Below are 16,715 nucleotides of genomic sequence, written 5' to 3'. Positions count from 1 at the left end.
GCCTGCATGTCGTCGGAACCTGAATCAACGCCTGAACAGAAGCAATTACCCAAGGCGCCCGGCCTGCTCAGGTCGTCGGGGCTTGTGGGTATCATGACCATGCTGTCCCGGGTGCTCGGCCTGGTTCGAGATATGGTCATCGCGCGCTATTTTGGCGCGGGCACTGCGGCGGATGCCTTTTTTGTTGCCTTCAAGATCCCGAACTTCCTGCGCCGGCTGTTTGCCGAGGGTGCCTTCTCCCAGGCCTTTGTGCCGGTATTGTCATCGTATCGGGAGAAGCAGTCGCTCTCCGAGGTTCAGCGGCTGGTGAATGCCGTGGCCGGCTCCCTCGGGCTGGTGCTGCTGGGTGTCACGTTGGTGGCCATTCTCGGAGCGCCGGTGCTGACGGCGGTTTTTGCACCGGGCTTTCTGGATGACGATGTGAAATTTGCGCTGGCCAGCGACATGCTTCGCATCACCTTCCCCTATCTGCTGCTGATCTCCCTGACTGCCTTTGCTGGAGGCATTCTCAATAGTTACGATCGCTTCGCCGTGCCGGCGTTTACCCCGGTGCTTCTGAACCTGGCGATGATTGCGGCGGCAATCTGGCTGACGCCACTGATGGATGAGCCAGTCATGGCGCTGGCCTGGGGTGTGTTCATTGCCGGTGCCCTCCAGCTGTTCTTCCAGCTGCCGTTTCTGATGCGCCTGGGGTTGTTGCCAAGGCCGCGGGTGGACTACCGCCACGAAGGTGTCAGCCGGATTCTGAAGCTCATGGCGCCCGCTCTGTTCGGGGTGTCGGTAAGCCAGATAAACCTGTTACTGGATACAGTGCTGGCCTCGTTTCTCCAGACCGGCAGCGTATCCTGGCTGTATTACTCCGACCGGCTCTCGGAACTGCCTCTCGGGGTTTTCGGCATTGCCATCGCCACGGTGATTCTGCCGAGCCTGTCCCGTAAACACGCGGCGGCGTCAGCGGACCAGTTCGCTGCAACCCTGGACTGGGCAGTCAGGGCGGTTCTGTTGATTGGTCTGCCCGCCGCGCTGGCGCTGGCGCTACTGGCCGAACCGCTGATTGCGACCCTGTTTCATTACGGCGAGGTGACCGATCGGGATGTGGCCATGTCGGCCCAGAGTCTGAGAGCCTATTCCGCCGGGTTGCTGGCGTTCATGTTGATCAAGGTTCTGGCGCCGGGGTTCTTCGCCAGAGAGGACACCAGAACCCCGGTCAAGATCGGCATCATTGCCATGGTGGCAAACATGGTGTTCAACCTGATCCTGATTTTCCCCCTGGCTCACGCCGGTCTTGCGCTCGCCACCTCGCTGTCGGCCTGGCTGAATGGCTATCTGCTGTGGCGGGGATTGCGCAAGGAAGGGGCCTGGCAGAGTCAGCCCGGCTGGTCCCGTTTTCTGTTCCAACTCCTGTTTGCCAACGGTGCCCTGGCAGCCATCATCATCTGGCTCAATGCACCGGTGTCGGTGTGGCTGGCGAACGGCGGTTACCAGCGGGCGGCAGATATGGCGCTGCTGGTGGGCGCAGGCGTCGCGGTTTACTTCGTTGCCCTGGCGCTTGCCGGGGTTCGGGTAAGACATTTCCGCCACAGGTAAGGTATAATCGCGCGTTTTCTCACCAGCGTTGCGGTAAAAAGTAAGCGCTGAAAGCTAGCTGGCAATTGAAGGTTCGCATTACATGCGTCTGATCCGGGGCCTGACCAACCTGAAAATGCTTTCCCGTCGGGAGGATTCACCGCTCGCCAACGGCTGTGTCGCCACCATTGGTAACTTTGACGGTGTGCATCTGGGGCACAAGACCATTATTGATCAGGTCAGAAGCAAGTCTGAAGCTCTGGGCGTGCCGTCTGTGGTCATGATTTTCGAGCCCCAGCCCCGGGAGTTTTTCCAGGGCAGGGAAGCGCCACCGAGGCTGATGGGGTTTCGCCAGAAATTCGAGGCCCTGCTGGCCGAGGGCATCGATATCGTGCTGTGCCTGCGCTTCAATCAGGCGTTTCGCAGTTATTCTGCCATGGGCTTCATTGAAGACGTCCTGATTCAGGGCTTGTCTGTCCGGCACCTGGTGGTGGGCGATGATTTCCGTTTTGGCTGTGATCGGGCCGGGGATTTCGCGCTCCTTGAAGAAGTCGGCAAAGACGCCGGGTTTACCGTCGAGAACACTCGGACGGTGGCGGTAGAAGACGAGCGGGTGAGCAGTACCCGGGTCCGGGATTCGCTGACGGTGAATGGCCTTGAGAAGGCTGAAGCGCTTCTCGGTCACCCCTATCGAATCCGGGGCCGGGTCGTGTATGGCCGGCAACTGGGGCGCCAGATTGGCGCGCCAACCGCGAACATTCTGTTGCACAGAACGCCGGCCCTGCGCGGTGTCTATGTGGTGGCCGCCACCCTGGACAATGGCGCCCGATTCGATGGCGTTGCCAATATTGGTGTACGTCCGACCGTTGACGGCAAGCGGCCCTCACTGGAAGTGCACCTGTTTGACTTTGCTGGCACACTTTATGGCCAGCACCTGGAGGTTGTGTTCCGGCATGGCCTGCGGGACGAGGAAAAATTCGGTTCTGTGGATGAGCTGAAAGATCAGATTGCCCGGGATTTTGACCAGGCCCGAGCGTGGATTGCCGAAAACGGCTCTGTGAAAAGCGCGGATTGAAACGCCCGGCTGCGCCCCAACGAATAAATGACTGACTCAAACTGACCAAGACCAAAAGAGTACGCACACAAACCATGAGCGACTACAAGCACACCCTGAATCTGCCGGAAACCGCCTTCCCCATGCGCGGCAACCTGGCCAAGCGCGAGCCGGAAATGCTCAAGCGCTGGCAGGATCTCGACGTCTACGGCAACCTGCGCAAGCAGCGTGAAGGGCGGGAGAAGTTCATCCTTCATGATGGCCCTCCTTACGCCAACGGCAGCATTCACATTGGTCACGCGGTCAACAAGATTCTCAAGGACATGATCGTCAAGTCCCGCAGCTTCATGGGCTACGACGCGCCTTACGTGCCGGGCTGGGACTGTCATGGTCTGCCGATCGAGCACAAGGTGGAGCAGGAGATTGGCAAAGCCGGCGTGAAGGTGGATTACAAGACCTTCCGCCAGGCCTGTCGCGACTACGCCACCAAGCAGATTGCCGGTCAGAAAACCGATTTCATCCGCCTGGGCGTCATGGGGGAGTGGGACAAGCCTTACCTGACCATGGATCCCAAGGTTGAGGCGGGTATTGTTCGGGCGCTCGGCAAGATTGTTGCCAAGGGCCACCTGGTGCGTGGCTACAAGCCGGTTTACTGGAGTGTGGTGGGTCAGTCCGCACTGGCAGAAGCCGAGGTTGAATATCAGGACAAAACCTCTACCCAGATTGATGTGCGCTTTACCGCGGTTGATCAGGCAAAAGCTCTGTCGCTGTTCGGCACCGATCACGGCAGTGGCGATGTGTCCGTTGTTATCTGGACCACCACGCCCTGGACCATTCCTGCCAACCAGGCGGTGTCCCTGAATGCGGATCTGGACTATGCGTTGGTGCAGGTCGACGTAGGGCAGGGTCCGGAGCGAATGATCCTGGCGGCCGATATGGTTGAAGGCATCATGGCCCGCTGGCAGGTGGAAGGCTACGAAGTGTTGGCCACCTGTTCCGGTGCCGCTCTGGAAAATCTGGTTCTCCATCACCCGATCTACGACAAGCAGGTGCCGGTGATCCTGGGTGATCACGTATCCACCGATGCCGGTACCGGTGCTGTTCATACCGCGCCCGATCACGGCATGGAAGACTTTGAAGTGGGCAAGGCCTACAACATCGGCACTATCAATCTGGTTCAGGCTGACGGCACCTACACCTCGGCCGCCGGTGAGCTGGCCGGCGTGCACGTTTACAAGGCGGATGAGCCGGTTTGCAGTGCGCTGGAGCGCGAGGGCAAGCTGGTCCGCTCCGAGAAGTTCCGCCACAGCTATCCCCATTGCTGGCGCACCAAGACCCCGCTGATCTACCGGGCCACACCCCAGTGGTTTATCAGCATGGATAAGGAAAACCTGCGCGCTGATGCCCTTGAAGCGATCCAGGGTGTACGTTGGGTTCCGTCCTGGGGTAAGAACCGTATCGAAGCCATGTTCAACCAGTCGCCGGACTGGTGCATCTCCCGTCAGCGGACTTGGGGCGTGCCAATCACCCTGTTTATCCACAAGGAAACCCAGGAGCTGCACCCGGACACCCAGAACCTGATTGAGCAGGTGGCCCAGCAGATCGAAGAGGGCGGTATCGATGCTTGGTACGAGCTGGACGCGTTTTCCCTGCTGGGCAGTGATGCCGAGCAATACGAGAAGGTAACGGATACCCTGGATGTCTGGTTCGATTCCGGTGTCACCCACGAGTCAGTCCTGCGGGTTCGAGAGGAACTGGGCCAGTTCCCGGCGGATATGTACCTGGAAGGCTCCGACCAGCACCGTGGCTGGTTCCAGTCGTCCCTGAAAACGTCTATCGCCATGAATGGCGTGGCGCCTTACAAGCAGGTGCTGACCCACGGCTTTACCGTCGATGGCAAGGGCCACAAGATGTCCAAATCCCTGGGCAACGTGATCGCGCCCCAGGAAGTCATGAACGAGCTGGGCGCCGACATCCTGCGCCTGTGGGTGGCCGCAACCGACTACAGCGGCGAAATGACCGTGTCCAAGGACATCCTGCGCCAGACCGCCGATGGTTACCGCCGGATCCGGAACACCTCCCGCTTCCTGCTGAGCAACCTGACCGGATTCGATCCGGAGCAGCACATGGTCGCGCCGGAAGACATGATCGCGCTGGATCGCTGGATGGTGGACCGAGCCCTGCAATTGCAGGAAGAGCTGCATGAGGACTATGGCAATTACGCCTTCCTGCGGATTTACCAGAAGGTGTACAACTTCTGTGAAGCCACCCTGGGCGGCTTCTATCTGGATATCATCAAGGATCGCCAGTACACCACCCAGGCCGACAGTCTGGCGCGGCGTTCCTGCCAGACGGCCCTGTACCATGTGGCCGAAGCGCTCGTTCGCTGGATTGCCCCGATTCTCAGCTTCACCGCTGATGAAATCTGGCAGCATCTGCCGGGTAAGCGCAGCGATACCGTGTTCTATGAAACCTGGTACGAAGGCCTCACAGCACTGCCGGAAAACGCTGAGCTTGGCCGCGATTACTGGCGCGAGATGTACAGCGTGAAAGAGGCCGTCAACAAGTGCCTGGAGGAGGCCAGGGCACGGGGTGAAATCAAAGGCTCGCTCAGTGCCGAGGTGACTCTGTTCTGCGAAGGCGACCTGGCTGCCGATCTGAAGCACCTGGGTGAAGAGCTGAGGTTTGTTCTGATTACTTCCGAGGCCAGTGTCAAACCGGTTTCAGAAGCGGGCGATGCGGAAATGACTTCCCATGAAGGTCTCCGCGTGAAGGTGACACCCGCCACTCACACCAAGTGCGAGCGCTGCTGGCACCACCGGGAAGATGTCGGCCGTAATGCCAAGTACGACGATCTCTGTGGTCGCTGTGTGACCAACGTGGAAGGGCCGGGCGAAGCCCGCGCCTACGCCTGATGGACGCGACCATGACGGAGCAGGTCACCGGAAGCAAACTGAAGTGGCTTTGGCTGGCGGTACTGGTGATCGCTCTGGATCTCGGCACCAAGGCCATTGCCACAGCCATGCTGACTTACGGCAATCCGGTTCCGGTGATTCCAATGTTCAACCTGACGCTGCTGCATAACACCGGAGCAGCGTTCAGCTTCCTGGCCGGCGCTTCTGGTTGGCAGCGCTGGTTCTTCGTAACCCTGGCGCTGGTGGTCAGTGTGGTACTGATCTACTGGCTGAAAAACCTTCATCGCCATGAAACCTGGACCGCCATTGCCATCGTACTCATACTCGGCGGCGCCCTTGGCAACGTCTACGATCGGGTGGTGCACGGCTACGTGGTCGATTTCCTGCACTTTTACTGGCAGGACTGGCACTTTCCCGCCTTTAACCTGGCCGACACCGCGATCACCATTGGTGCTGCCATGATGATACTTGATATGTTCCGCAAACCCGCCGATTCGGACGGGGACGCGCAAAGGAGTGAGTAACTCTTATGAATGAACTGCCTGTCGACAAGGGTACCCGGGTAAAGCTGCACTTTGCCCTGAAGTTCCCGGATGGCGAAGTGATTGATTCGACCTTTGAGAAAGAGCCGGCCTCCCTGGCAATCGGCGATGACAACCTGCCGGAGAATTTCGAGGCCTACCTGATGGGCATGAAAGCTGGTGATAAAGACAGCTTCCAGGTGCCGCCCGAGAAAGCCTTTGGCCAGCATAACCCGAATAACGTACAGACTTTCAAGCGCCATGAATTCAGCCCCGATATGGTGCTGGAGCCCGGCGTGATGATTTCCTTTGCCGACGCGCGCCAGAGTGAGTTGCCCGGTGTTGTCAGCCGTGTAGAAGGTGACGAAGTTGAGGTGGATTTCAATCACCCCCTGGCAGGGCGTACACTGATGTTTGAAGTAGAAATCATTGACGTGGAACCGGCAGGCCCGGCCCACTAACCAGAGCAGCAGGTTGATATGCAGATCCGACTCGCCAATCCCCGAGGTTTTTGTGCCGGAGTGGACCGCGCCATCGAAATTGTAAACCGGGCGCTGGACGTGTTCGGGGCGCCTATCTACGTAAGGCACGAGGTGGTCCACAATAAATTTGTGGTGGATAACCTGCGCAACCGTGGCGCCATTTTCGTGGACGAGCTGGACGAAGTGCCGGACGACAAGCTTGTCATCTTCAGCGCCCACGGCGTTTCCCAGGCGGTGCAAAATGAAGCCGCCCGCCGCGGCCTGAAAGTCTTCGACGCCACCTGCCCGCTGGTTACCAAGGTCCACCTCGAAGTCATGCGCTACAGCCGCGATGGCCGGGAATGCGTACTGATCGGCCACCACGGCCACCCGGAAGTAGAAGGCACCATGGGGCAGTACGACCATAGCAATGGTGGTGAAATCTACCTCGTGGAAAACGAGGAGGACGTGGCAAACCTGGAGGTTAAAGACCCCGGTAAGCTCTCCTACGTTACCCAGACCACTCTCTCCATGGACGATACAGCACGCGTCATCGACGCGCTCCGCGCAAAGTTCCCGGAGATTCAGGGCCCTCGCAAGGACGATATCTGCTACGCCACCCAGAACCGCCAGGATGCCGTGAAGCAGTTAGCGGGCGATTGTGATTTGATGCTGGTTGTGGGTTCACCGAACAGCTCCAACTCGAACCGCTTGCGTGAGCTCGCCGAGAGAATGGGTACGCCGGCGTATCTGATTGATGAGGCTTCCCAGATTGATGCTGCCTGGCTGGAGGGTAAGACTTCGATTGGGGTTACTGCGGGAGCTTCTGCCCCCGAGGTTCTGGTGAACGACGTTATTACCCGTCTGCGAGAGCTTGGTGGCAGCGTTCCGGAGGAAATTGCCGGGCGTGAGGAGAATATTGTGTTTTCTATGCCGCGGGAGTTGAGGATTGATGCCATTGAGCTCGATTGAGCTCAATGGCGCTTGAGCTTTTTACCAACAACCCGCTTGGCCTGCACCACGGTTTCCTTGTTCATCCACTGTAAGCGTTCCGCAGGGGTCGTTCGTTTGGCCCCCGGTAGGCACCGCTTGCAGTGTAAATGTGTCCCTCGTTACATTCCCCGAGAAACTGATGTTGTAGAAGACTGTGCCATTCTGCGGTGATTGTGTGAATGGCAGAACTGGATCGGCTCCTGCAACACGGTAGTCAAAACCATTGGAGTATCGTCGCTCCATCCATTGTGCTAACTCCAGAAGATCAGACTGCGCTGTTGTTCTGCGAGTACGTTCTACGTGGTTTTGGTATGTGGGCAAAGCGACTGCCGCAATGATTGCAATAATTGCGACTGCAATCATGAGTTCTATGAGTGTAAAGCCTGCATCGCCTGATTTTCTTGACGTCTTGTTTGCTTCGGTTCGTGTCACAACTAGGTCACTCACGTTCTAGGAATTTTGTGCGCCAAAAGGCTTATTTGTTTGCAACATTAAGTGATTTTATCAGCCTGGCACCCCTGCTTGGATCAACAATCTGGCCAACCTCTATTTCGACCGAATCGCCTGTCTGTAAACGCTTCAAAACCTGTTCTCTTGACCAGGTTCCGCCGTTGAACTGCACGATTCGATCTAACACAAACGACCGGTCGTCGATTACTACAATACCTTGCTCAGCGTTGACCGAGTTCACCGTTCCTGAGAACTCACCTCCGTTGCTGAGCATCTGGTATTCAGAGTCTGGCATTTCCTCGGCGGTGGAATTGCCGGTAACAAGCAATGCGACCAACGAAAACGCGAACACGATTGCCAGAGATCTGGCTTTGGGATTTTTTTCGTTCATGTGACAACCTCTAAATCAAAGCAGCTAAAGGCGCTGTAAATGTTTCAGCATTTCGGCTGAGGAGCAGCCCGTATTAACGGAGCTGCTCCCAGGTTTGCCGACCAGTATTCGAATCCAGAGATCGAGTGCACAATGCGTCTTCACAGGGCTTGTCCGGATCAAGCTGGTTCGGGTCGAGTCCGGGTATAATGACTTCTGAATCACCGTCACCGGTCGCGATCGTCCGATTTTCACCACCATAACCATATTGAATACCACTTGGTGCATAGCCGCCTGTGATATCTCCGGAATTGAAAATTCCATCGCTGTTGAGGTCGAAAACTGGATCTTCAGAGGGCTCACCGCTGGTCAGCTTGAGGTCCATGATGAAACCAGTTCTGCCACTGGAGCAGGGGTCGTCATCAGGAACGACTGTCGTAAACCGGACGCGGTCAGGATTAACCCCGAATGGGAAGGTCGCCCTACTGATCACCCGCTCTCCGGTTAGAGTGGAACCATAGCTAAGATCCATATACCAGCCATTCTCGGTAGTAAGCTGGTTTTCAGAGGTCTCTCTCACCGTAAAGGTATTGGTACCAACCCCGGACTCCTTGGTTATTGTCACTGTTTCCTGCGTGGTAATCGTCTGCTCCAGAAGATTTGAACGCGTCAGGTTAATTTGCGAAAGATCATCTTTGATGCCGTAAAGACTCTGAACGCTGAAGTTGCTTTCGTCTCCGTTCCTCAAAAAGCTGCCTGTTCCAAAAGCAATTACCAGCTCGTCAGAATCGGAGGGGTTGAGTGCGACTCGAGGCGCAACCGTAATGGGTTGAGGTGTACCGCTGCTGTCTTGGGCAGAGAATACCTTTTCTGTACTCCAGCTATTTGTGTTGCTGCCTGTAAGGTCAAAGCGCCACATGTTGCCAAGCAGGTCGCCGGCGTAGACATGGCGCGTGATAGCATCTCTTTCCGGGAAGCTTGTGATAACCGGCGCTGCCAGGCCATTAGGCGATAGGGAGCTGCCCGCTCCGGTTTCCAATTCCTTGATCAATGTGCCATTGGCAAGGTCAACCACGAACAGGCTGGATTCGTTGCTGGTGCCGTTGTAGCCGTTGCCGAAGATGGCCACCCAAGTGCCATCCTCAAGCCGTGCGATTTGAGGGTCGGTTACGCCATATCCAAGATCTGGATGCGTAAACTCCCAGAGCACATCGTCTGCAGCGGAGAAAGAACCCGGATCAGTAACGTCCAGTGCGAAAATGGTTTTACCGCCCAGCCCCATGGTTCCCAAAAGCACCGTGCGCCATTCTTCCGATCCGTTTCCGCTTTTATCGATGTATGCATCCTGAATCCGGGGAGTGCCATCCATCAAATATTTATGGGAATAGTTCGGGAGCATCAGCTCAGAAATACGAGCGTGGCTATTCGAGCCTTGAGGCAGCAGCAACTCTCCCGGAACATAGCCGAAGAGCTCTGCACCGGTTTCACTATTGAACGCATGAAGAATACCGTCATTTGCTGGTACATAGAGCGCATCAATTCGGTTTTGATAATCCGTCGTTGAACGGAAAGCTCCGTAGCTGCTTCCCTCAGTTGAAGGCAACCTGCTGAAGCCAAAATTGGATTTACCGACGAACTGCGGGTTGGCATTGATAATGTCGCCGAGCAAGCGAGTTACAGATGCGCCGGATTGGTCAATGGTATCGCGGGACCTGAAGGAGCTGTCCGCGTTCGTGTTCCCGTGCAGCCATGCCAAACGCTTGTGGCCCAAATCGTCTGTGGTGGATGCCAGGGTTGGGTCTGCATTCAACGCTTGCTGTTGGTTCGTGGATAGGTTCGATAGGGAGTTTGCGTTATTGAACGCCAACTGAACTCCAGACGTGCCATTGTGAGTGATCAACGTACGGTTGGCGGGTGTGATGTTCGCCAACACCGTCTCTGCATCCCAGATTTCGGAGCCTAGATCAAAGTTGAAGCCGGTCAATGTGCCTGACCAGTCCTCACTGCGAAATCCTGCGAAGAAACCCAGCGATTCAGTCCTGAGCACAGCAGAACTGACCGCTGCAGAGGAGGCAGAAGTCTGAGCGCGGGCTGTCAGATCACCGAGAAATTCCTGGATAGCCAGCGTGAAAGCTTCAGGATCCTGGGCGCTTGCATAACCGCCCCTGCCATTGATGGCTGCGTGTAACAAGTCATCGATATTCTCAGGGCTTCTATTGTCGGCTGGCTCTGGCCAAGTTATCTGATCTCCAGACGCAATCGCAGCGGTTGCATTTGCCTCAGAGATGTCGCCAACGACACCAAGGCCGATGGTAAACGTAACCATGTGTTGCCAGAATGCCGGATCTACAGTTCCTGTCGGGACTTTGTTCGAGAGGTCCGTTCGAAGGTCGTTTTTCCAGTACTCCATTGCCACATCGGCGAGTGTATTGGAATGGCTGTCTGCGAACGGAGAAACTGCCGTATAGGAGAAATCGTCGCCATCAGGGTCGGGGTTCGTATAAGAGGGGCCCGCAGTATTGTCGACGTTGCCAACGCTTGGACTACCACCGTTCCAGATACCATCTGTCATTAGAATGGAGAAACTCTGACGGCACTCTACCTGCGCAGTGGTGTCATTGGTGCCAGGCGTTGCGCCCCAGGGACCCTGGTTGTCGCTTCTGGAGTAATACTCACCAATATCCTTGAGGGCAGTTCTGAGTGGAGTTCCCCCGCTTACACTCTTACCATGCAACCAGGTGAGAAACTGTTGTCTTCTTGCGTTTGTATAGGGGCGTACGCCACTGACGATAGTGTCAGTATCCGCCACTCCATCAATGGTATTGTTGTTGACGTTGATGGCGCCATAGCCTACCCGAATATTTTCCGGAAGATTAAAGAAGGCCTCGGTTATACCAGACTTTGCTGCCTTGTCCCGCGTGCTGTAGTAGGAGAACCAGTTGGCATAGTTCTGTTTTATTTCGTCCGATGCGTTATTCAAAAGAACTGTGTTGTAGCAATCATTGTCTCTGGGGTCGGCAAGACATTCGGGAGTTTGAATCAGGTCCATGTAGAAACCTTGTTCAATAGATGCTATCTGGTCGAAGCGAATGTCGTCGCGTAAATCGTCCGTTCCAGAGTTCGACTCGAACCCGTTGACTGGAGCGTTCGTATAGGATGAGTTCGGATATCGGCCGCTACCGTCTGGCCTGTATGGTGGAAGATAAGTTACGTCTGGGTCGTAATAAATCTTATTAACGTCGCTCGAATAATACCAGTTTTCGTCCGCGTCTCCGCCTAGATTATCAGGCATGTAGCGCCAGCCCATTGAGCCTGAGTCATCGAAGACAAACATCAGGTTGGGGTCAACGGACTCTTTCAAGAACAGCGGCACCGAAGCCAGGTTTACTTGGGCAAAAGCCGCTTGTGTCGTAGCAAGCGAGAAAAGTAGGCTTGCTGCAAACGTTGATAGCCTGGATAGGTGGATATTTTTCCTGAGTATTCTCGTTTTCTGTTTCATGGCTTAATCTCCAGTTGGAGCAAACGGCAACGATTCGGCTGCGATGTGTGCATGGCGCTCATGATTACTCCGGGGGTAAGAGCACGGTTGACTGTACGACGCTAATAGCGTTCGGGCTGCCGCCCTGGCCGCGAGAGGTTACCTCGAAGCGCTCAAAACAGGGTTGTCCAGGCTCGATTGGACATACATCGGCTAAGCGCGCTTGATGATAAACAGGTTGAGCGCTGACACCGGCGCCAGCATTCCCGGTTCCAGCAGCCGCAGGGTTATTGCCATCCCAATTCCAGGGCGTGGTCAGCCTGTTGGTTGCGAATGCTGTTTGGCGGCTGGCGAGGCTGCCTATCAGGTCTGCTTCTCCCTGGCGAAGCCCAGCTTCAGAGGCCTGGAAGGACATAGCTCCGTCGTGTGCATTGCTGGCCATCCGCTCCTGCATGATGGAACCCTGCATGCCGCCAACCGCGAGAAGAGAGATAAGCAGAAGCATGAACAGAGCCACTACCAGGGTTGCCCCACTCTGCGTTGCAGAAAAAGGCGCCGAGTTAATGACTGGTGTGTTTGCACGCTTGATCATTCCATCCGCCCTCTCAATGATGTTGTAGTTACGGAGACGATGCGAACACGGCTGTCTCCGTTATTCGCCTGGCTCATCTCGCTGCCCAGCATGTCGAAACTGCGACCGTTTGGCTGGTCAAGCACATCGTCCTGGCTCCGAGTCAGAACCGAAAAGCGTACACTTGCGACCTCCTCCCAGTCAGTTACCTCGTCAGCGGGAACATAGTCGTCGGCAGCATTGCTTCCGCCAGTATCAACTCCATAAAGAATCTGGAGCGTTTCGACACCGGAGACAAGCTCCTGAGGCGCCTGCAGTGGCGTCATTAGACGTCTGAACAGGGCCGGTTCGCCATTGGTGCCTTGACCAATGTAATAAGCCATCGAGGTGAATTCATAGACTTTGGTTTGTGGCTCATAGGCGAGATTGAAATTGTTGCCATTATTTCCCGGGTTGACATTGCCTCCTGCCATCGTGATTGCGCTAGAATTGGCATTATTGCTCTTTTGGAACAGTTCGCCCTCTGAGCAATCTCCCAAAGTTGCAAGAACAATTCGATTAACTGGAACACCAGAATTGTCGGTCAGGTTGATACTGTTTCCATTCTGGGGATTGCCGGCATCCACCGGCACGCTCAGCGGTGTAAGGCCATTCACGATAATGACATCGGAATTGGTGACGACGGATCCGGCAAGCGACGCCGGCAGGGAGGTGCCCGCTGTGCCAGACGCCCAGTTCCCTGCGGTCGGCGTTGCCAGGGCCCCAGCCAGAGTGACGCTATCTCCGGGGCCCGTCCCGGTGTAATCCCATCCCTGAACGGGTTGACTCAGAGGGACAACCAGCCCGCCATTGAGGCGATTGTCAACAACCTGATCCAGGGGCAGCCCCATTTCGGCCAGGCAGCCAAAACTGCCCGCAGATCGCAGATCCGGGGATAAAACCGCGGAGACAAAGCGTGTGCTTTCCTGGGCGTGCGCAAGCCCCTGGGTCTGACGATAGGTGTCATTGCCGCTGAGGTAAATTTGGGTGACACCCAGGGTAATAATGAGACCAAGAGCCAGCGAAATGATCAGCTCGACCAGTGACAGGCCGGTCTGTGGGGCTAGCGGGGCAGGCCTTGGTAACCGGGCGTAAGATTTCGACTTGTGCATCATCAAATCTGTGTCCTCACTACAACAGGGTTCATGGCGGCATCATCCTGATCCCAGTCGATGGTCACCGTCACGGTATCGCCGTTTATTGCAACGGTTCTCTCGGCTGCAGGTAGTAAACAGGCAAGGTTGTTTTCCCATGCTGCGATGTCATTGGCGCTTACCGAGGCATTTCCGGGAACGAACGACGTATCGCATGCGCCATTGTTTGCCCCTTGCGCATCGCCTTGTGCGAGCGCGTAAGCCCCGGGGTTGTCGGAGTTTGCGCGGATCCTGTCGAGAAGATCCTCTGCCAACAAAACCGCCTGACTGCGATTCTGGGATTGGGTGTTCATTTGTAACGATATGATTTGGGTTGATGCTATCCCCAGGATCCCGATGCCGAGCACCAACACCGCCACCATTATTTCGATAAGGCCAACGCCCGACTGTTTGTTAACCGGAAAAGCAAAAGATCGTGCTCCGGGTTTCCGTGTTAGAGAATGTTTCATGGGCATGCTCCGCCATCAATCTCGGTTCTGCCTACCGGGCTGATACGGATAGTCCGGAAGGTATTGGCGCCCGAGGCACACCCATTGGGCGCAATGGTGAAGGACTGCGCAGTCTGCGGGATCAGGAATCCCCTTCGATCAAAAACCAGATCGCCGGCGGTCTCGGTGAATGTCAGGCTCTGAGGGGCTTCGAATGCCCTTATCTGATCATTGGCGCAGTCGCCAGTTGCGTCGCCAGTATGGACGCACCAGCCCCCGCCCAGACCTCCATCGGTACTCAGCGTGACAGCCGTGCCGCGTTTGATGGCTTCGGTTCTCGCAAGTTTGATCGATGACACCAATAGGTTGGTGCCCGATACCAGTCTGTTTCCTTCGATCGCCCGATTAAAGCCAGGGACCGCAACTGCAGCCACAATCGCTAGGAGAACGACGGTAATCATCAACTCTATAAGAGTGAAACCCGAGGTTTTTTTTATCATATCCAATCCTGTTCTTAGCTATTGTCCTATTGAAACAGAGTGTTTTTCACTCTGCATCGTTTCGGCGACGAATGGCAGGATTAAGGGGGCGAGCGGTTCATGCCTGATTTTATGCGTCAACCGGGGCACTTGATTATGGTTCCCCAGGGGAGTGTTATCTTGCCGTCGCGGTTCTTGTCCCTCAGTGATCTCAGGCGACCACCTATATTGATGGCCATATAAGTCATTTCGAATTCGGCTGTATTCAAACGTGAGCATGCGACGAGGCTTCCCATCGTGCCGTGGCTCATGCCGTCCGATGAAAACTGGAAGTAACCTCTCCCCGCTGTCCTTGAAAAGAGATGGGAGCCGGTTTTAGTGAGTTCAAGGACTTTGTGAACCTTGTTCGAATCCGGACGTTTGTCGTTGTTCATGTCCGGGAAGACTGAGACAGGTTGGTTCCAGTCGTCAACGCACTGCCGTTGCGCAGAGAGTGGGCAGACTGTGGTGAGGGTTCCCTGATGAACGGCAAAGCTGCGAGCGGTTGCGAACAGTCTATGTGTGCCATTAACCAGATCATTATGCCGACTGGCGGAAACAACGCCGCTCCACGAAATGCTGGCCACGCTTGCCGTGATGGCAATCAGTGCCACAGTGACAACTGCTTCAACCAGGGTGAAGCCTTGCTTTTTTAGCGAGAAATTCATTGTTACATCCTTGTAGGTAGATCAAGTAATTAACCTCTCACGTCCTGTGATGAGGCATTGAATTATTATATGTCTGAATGCGACCTATAGTTGAGAAAAAGGACAACCATCTGTGGAGATAGCTATTCCATGCCTAGCTTCTTTAATCGATATCGCAGTGCCCGAAAACTGATTCCCAGTCTTTTTGCAGCTGCAGTTTTGTTCCACCGAGTCGCTTCGAGCGCCTTCTCAATCGCTTGTCGCTCAATCTTCTCCAGATACCCCTCCAGATCGATTTCCCCATCGGGCACGGCGATTCCTTCTCCCTCGCCAACCTGGCCTTCAGCAATGATCTGCGAGGCAGAAGCTGCATGCTGAACACCATTCCCAAGATGCAGATCATCAGCATCGATCTGGTCAGCGTCGCACAGTGTGAAAGCCCGCTCCAAGACGTTTTCCAGTTCCCGGACATTGCCCGGAAAGTCATAGCCTTGCAGTCTGTCCACGGCCGCTGGCGTTAACGAGGCAGGGGCACACTCATACTCGTTCGCAATCCGTTCAAGAATGTGATTCGAAAGCAGAGAAATATCATCCGGCCGCTCTCTCAAGGGTGGCACTGCGAGTTCGATCACGTTAATCCGGTAGAAAAGATCTTGTCGGAAACTGCCTTCCTGGACCAGCTCCGGCAGATTCTTGTGGGTGGCGCTCAGTACCCGGATGTCAACGGGCACTTCCTTGGTATCGCCAACCGGTCGCACGGCTTTTTCCTGTATAGCGCGGAGAAGCTTCACCTGCATGGCCAGGGGCAGGTCCGCCACTTCATCAAGGAATAGGGTGCCGCCGTTGGCAGAGCGGAACAGGCCGTCTTTGTTCTCCACGGCCCCGGTAAAGCTGCCTTTCTTGTGGCCGAAGAATTCGCTCTCCATCAACTCCGAGGGAATCGCGCCGCAGTTAACGGCGATGAACGGTCCTTCGCGGCGGGGACCCTGCAGATGGATCATTCTGGCTACCAGCTCCTTGCCGCTGCCAGACTCGCCACTGATAAAGACCGGTGCCTGGCTTCTGGCCAGTTTTCGGGTCTGGTTCCTGAGTTTTCGAATCTCTGGCGATTTGCCCAGCAGCAGGCCTGGCTCGTCGGCTGCATCTTCCGCGTCTGCCTTGGGCTCAGCGAGTTTGAGGGCGCTATTGACCAGCTCCCTTAATCGGGGCAGTTCCACAGGTTTTGAGACGAAATCAAAGGCCCCGGCTTTAAGCGATTCAATCGCGGTATCCATATTGCCGTAGGCTGTGATTACGGCGACAGGCGTGGCGGGAGAATGTTTCTGAATCCACTGCACGAGTTCGATGCCATTGCCGTCTGGCAGGTTCATGTCGGTCAGGCAGAGATGGGTGATGTTCTGTTCCAACAATTTCCGGGCGCTGGTGAGGTCGGGTGCCGTAAGCGTTGTTATGCCCATCCGGGTGAGGGTGATTTCAAGTAACTCCCGGATGTCCGGTTCATCATCAACGATCAGCGCTGTGTATGTGGTCATCTTTTTATCGTCGGTTCC

Annotated in this window: 15 protein-coding genes; 6 read left to right on the top strand and 9 right to left on the bottom strand. The window is 55.7% G+C overall.

The annotated features are described in order from the left end of the window. Nucleotides 1-6: 6 nt before the first annotated feature. The 6 genes from murJ (at nucleotide 7) to ispH (ending at nucleotide 7,489) form a co-directional block, all read left to right on the top strand. The gene (gene murJ / locus CFB02_RS11300; RefSeq protein ID WP_088558080.1) at nucleotides 7-1,587 is read left to right on the top strand and encodes a murein biosynthesis integral membrane protein MurJ; all 1,581 of its coding nucleotides are present in this window, start codon (nucleotides 7-9) and stop codon (nucleotides 1,585-1,587) included. 82 nt (nucleotides 1,588-1,669) lie between these two features. Further along, complete coding sequence (ribF, locus tag CFB02_RS11295) at nucleotides 1,670-2,641, top strand: bifunctional riboflavin kinase/FAD synthetase (protein WP_088558079.1); 972 nt, start codon at nucleotides 1,670-1,672, stop codon at nucleotides 2,639-2,641. Between the two features lie 74 nt (nucleotides 2,642-2,715). After that, nucleotides 2,716-5,535 (top strand): isoleucine--tRNA ligase, encoded by a 2,820-nt coding sequence (gene ileS, locus CFB02_RS11290; protein ID WP_088558078.1) that lies wholly within the window; start codon nucleotides 2,716-2,718, stop codon nucleotides 5,533-5,535. Then, the gene (gene lspA / locus CFB02_RS11285) at nucleotides 5,535-6,059 is read left to right on the top strand and encodes a signal peptidase II (RefSeq protein WP_088558077.1); all 525 of its coding nucleotides are present in this window, start codon (nucleotides 5,535-5,537) and stop codon (nucleotides 6,057-6,059) included. Before ileS ends, lspA begins: the two co-directional genes overlap by 1 nt. Nucleotides 6,060-6,064: 5 nt before the next feature. Next, nucleotides 6,065-6,517, top strand: a complete 453-nt coding sequence (fkpB, locus tag CFB02_RS11280) for an FKBP-type peptidyl-prolyl cis-trans isomerase (protein WP_088558076.1) — start codon at nucleotides 6,065-6,067, stop codon at nucleotides 6,515-6,517. Between the two features lie 18 nt (nucleotides 6,518-6,535). Then, nucleotides 6,536-7,489, top strand: a complete 954-nt coding sequence (gene ispH / locus CFB02_RS11275) for a 4-hydroxy-3-methylbut-2-enyl diphosphate reductase (RefSeq protein ID WP_088558075.1) — start codon at nucleotides 6,536-6,538, stop codon at nucleotides 7,487-7,489. A gap of 21 nt (nucleotides 7,490-7,510) precedes the next feature. Here the strand turns inward: ispH and CFB02_RS11270 are convergent, their stop codons facing one another. From CFB02_RS11270 to CFB02_RS11230, 9 genes are all read right to left on the bottom strand, one after another. Next, on the bottom strand, nucleotides 7,511-7,942 hold the full coding sequence (locus CFB02_RS11270; RefSeq protein WP_227519192.1) for a type IV pilin protein: 432 nt from the start codon (nucleotides 7,940-7,942) through the stop codon (nucleotides 7,511-7,513). Nucleotides 7,943-7,985: 43 nt separating this feature from the next. Then, complete coding sequence (locus tag CFB02_RS11265) at nucleotides 7,986-8,351, bottom strand: hypothetical protein (protein ID WP_088558073.1); 366 nt, start codon at nucleotides 8,349-8,351, stop codon at nucleotides 7,986-7,988. A 73-nt stretch (nucleotides 8,352-8,424) separates the two neighbouring features. Further along, nucleotides 8,425-11,829 carry a pilus assembly protein gene (locus tag CFB02_RS11260; protein ID WP_088558072.1) on the bottom strand — a complete coding sequence of 1,135 codons (3,405 nt, stop codon included), beginning with the start codon at nucleotides 11,827-11,829 and terminating at the stop codon, nucleotides 8,425-8,427. Nucleotides 11,830-11,893: 64 nt separating this feature from the next. After that, on the bottom strand, nucleotides 11,894-12,400 hold the full coding sequence (locus CFB02_RS11255) for a PilX N-terminal domain-containing pilus assembly protein (protein ID WP_088558071.1): 507 nt from the start codon (nucleotides 12,398-12,400) through the stop codon (nucleotides 11,894-11,896). Further along, nucleotides 12,397-13,533, bottom strand: coding sequence for a PilW family protein (locus CFB02_RS11250; protein ID WP_088558070.1), 1,137 nt, complete (start codon nucleotides 13,531-13,533; stop codon nucleotides 12,397-12,399). Before CFB02_RS11250 ends, CFB02_RS11255 begins: the two co-directional genes overlap by 4 nt. Then, nucleotides 13,533-14,021, bottom strand: a complete 489-nt coding sequence (pilV, locus tag CFB02_RS11245) for a type IV pilus modification protein PilV (protein ID WP_157677811.1) — start codon at nucleotides 14,019-14,021, stop codon at nucleotides 13,533-13,535. Before pilV ends, CFB02_RS11250 begins: the two co-directional genes overlap by 1 nt. Next, nucleotides 14,018-14,500 carry a GspH/FimT family pseudopilin gene (locus CFB02_RS11240; RefSeq protein WP_088559228.1) on the bottom strand — a complete coding sequence of 161 codons (483 nt, stop codon included), beginning with the start codon at nucleotides 14,498-14,500 and terminating at the stop codon, nucleotides 14,018-14,020. The genes pilV and CFB02_RS11240 overlap by 4 nt, the downstream gene beginning before the upstream one ends. A 116-nt stretch (nucleotides 14,501-14,616) precedes the next feature. Next, nucleotides 14,617-15,186 (bottom strand): GspH/FimT family pseudopilin, encoded by a 570-nt coding sequence (locus CFB02_RS11235; protein ID WP_088559227.1) that lies wholly within the window; start codon nucleotides 15,184-15,186, stop codon nucleotides 14,617-14,619. 122 nt (nucleotides 15,187-15,308) lie between these two features. Then, on the bottom strand, nucleotides 15,309-16,697 hold the full coding sequence (locus CFB02_RS11230) for a sigma-54-dependent transcriptional regulator (protein ID WP_088558068.1): 1,389 nt from the start codon (nucleotides 16,695-16,697) through the stop codon (nucleotides 15,309-15,311). Nucleotides 16,698-16,715: the final 18 nt, after the last annotated feature.

Origin of the sequence: Marinobacter sp. es.042 (assembly GCF_900188315.1) — a bacterium.
In the GTDB taxonomy this organism is placed as follows: domain Bacteria; phylum Pseudomonadota; class Gammaproteobacteria; order Pseudomonadales; family Oleiphilaceae; genus Marinobacter.
The sequence above is the reverse complement of the archived record's forward strand: the minus strand, read 5'-3'. Positions and strand labels throughout refer to the sequence as shown.

What these genes read in the sequence shown, in the direction of transcription:
- murJ (WP_088558080.1), top strand. Translation starts at nt 7, where the DNA reads ATGTCGTCGGAACCTGAATCAACGCCTGAACAGAAGCAATTACCCAAG.
- ribF (WP_088558079.1), top strand. Translation starts at nt 1,670, where the DNA reads ATGCGTCTGATCCGGGGCCTGACCAACCTGAAAATGCTTTCCCGTCGG.
- ileS (WP_088558078.1), top strand. Translation starts at nt 2,716, where the DNA reads ATGAGCGACTACAAGCACACCCTGAATCTGCCGGAAACCGCCTTCCCC.
- lspA (WP_088558077.1), top strand. Translation starts at nt 5,535, where the DNA reads ATGGACGCGACCATGACGGAGCAGGTCACCGGAAGCAAACTGAAGTGG.
- fkpB (WP_088558076.1), top strand. Translation starts at nt 6,065, where the DNA reads ATGAATGAACTGCCTGTCGACAAGGGTACCCGGGTAAAGCTGCACTTT.
- ispH (WP_088558075.1), top strand. Translation starts at nt 6,536, where the DNA reads ATGCAGATCCGACTCGCCAATCCCCGAGGTTTTTGTGCCGGAGTGGAC.
- CFB02_RS11265 (WP_088558073.1), bottom strand. Translation starts at nt 8,351, where the DNA reads ATGAACGAAAAAAATCCCAAAGCCAGATCTCTGGCAATCGTGTTCGCG.
- CFB02_RS11260 (WP_088558072.1), bottom strand. Translation starts at nt 11,829, where the DNA reads ATGAAACAGAAAACGAGAATACTCAGGAAAAATATCCACCTATCCAGG.
- CFB02_RS11255 (WP_088558071.1), bottom strand. Translation starts at nt 12,400, where the DNA reads ATGATCAAGCGTGCAAACACACCAGTCATTAACTCGGCGCCTTTTTCT.
- CFB02_RS11250 (WP_088558070.1), bottom strand. Translation starts at nt 13,533, where the DNA reads ATGATGCACAAGTCGAAATCTTACGCCCGGTTACCAAGGCCTGCCCCG.
- pilV (WP_157677811.1), bottom strand. Translation starts at nt 14,021, where the DNA reads ATGAAACATTCTCTAACACGGAAACCCGGAGCACGATCTTTTGCTTTT.
- CFB02_RS11240 (WP_088559228.1), bottom strand. Translation starts at nt 14,500, where the DNA reads ATGATAAAAAAAACCTCGGGTTTCACTCTTATAGAGTTGATGATTACC.
- CFB02_RS11235 (WP_088559227.1), bottom strand. Translation starts at nt 15,186, where the DNA reads ATGAATTTCTCGCTAAAAAAGCAAGGCTTCACCCTGGTTGAAGCAGTT.
- CFB02_RS11230 (WP_088558068.1), bottom strand. Translation starts at nt 16,697, where the DNA reads ATGACCACATACACAGCGCTGATCGTTGATGATGAACCGGACATCCGG.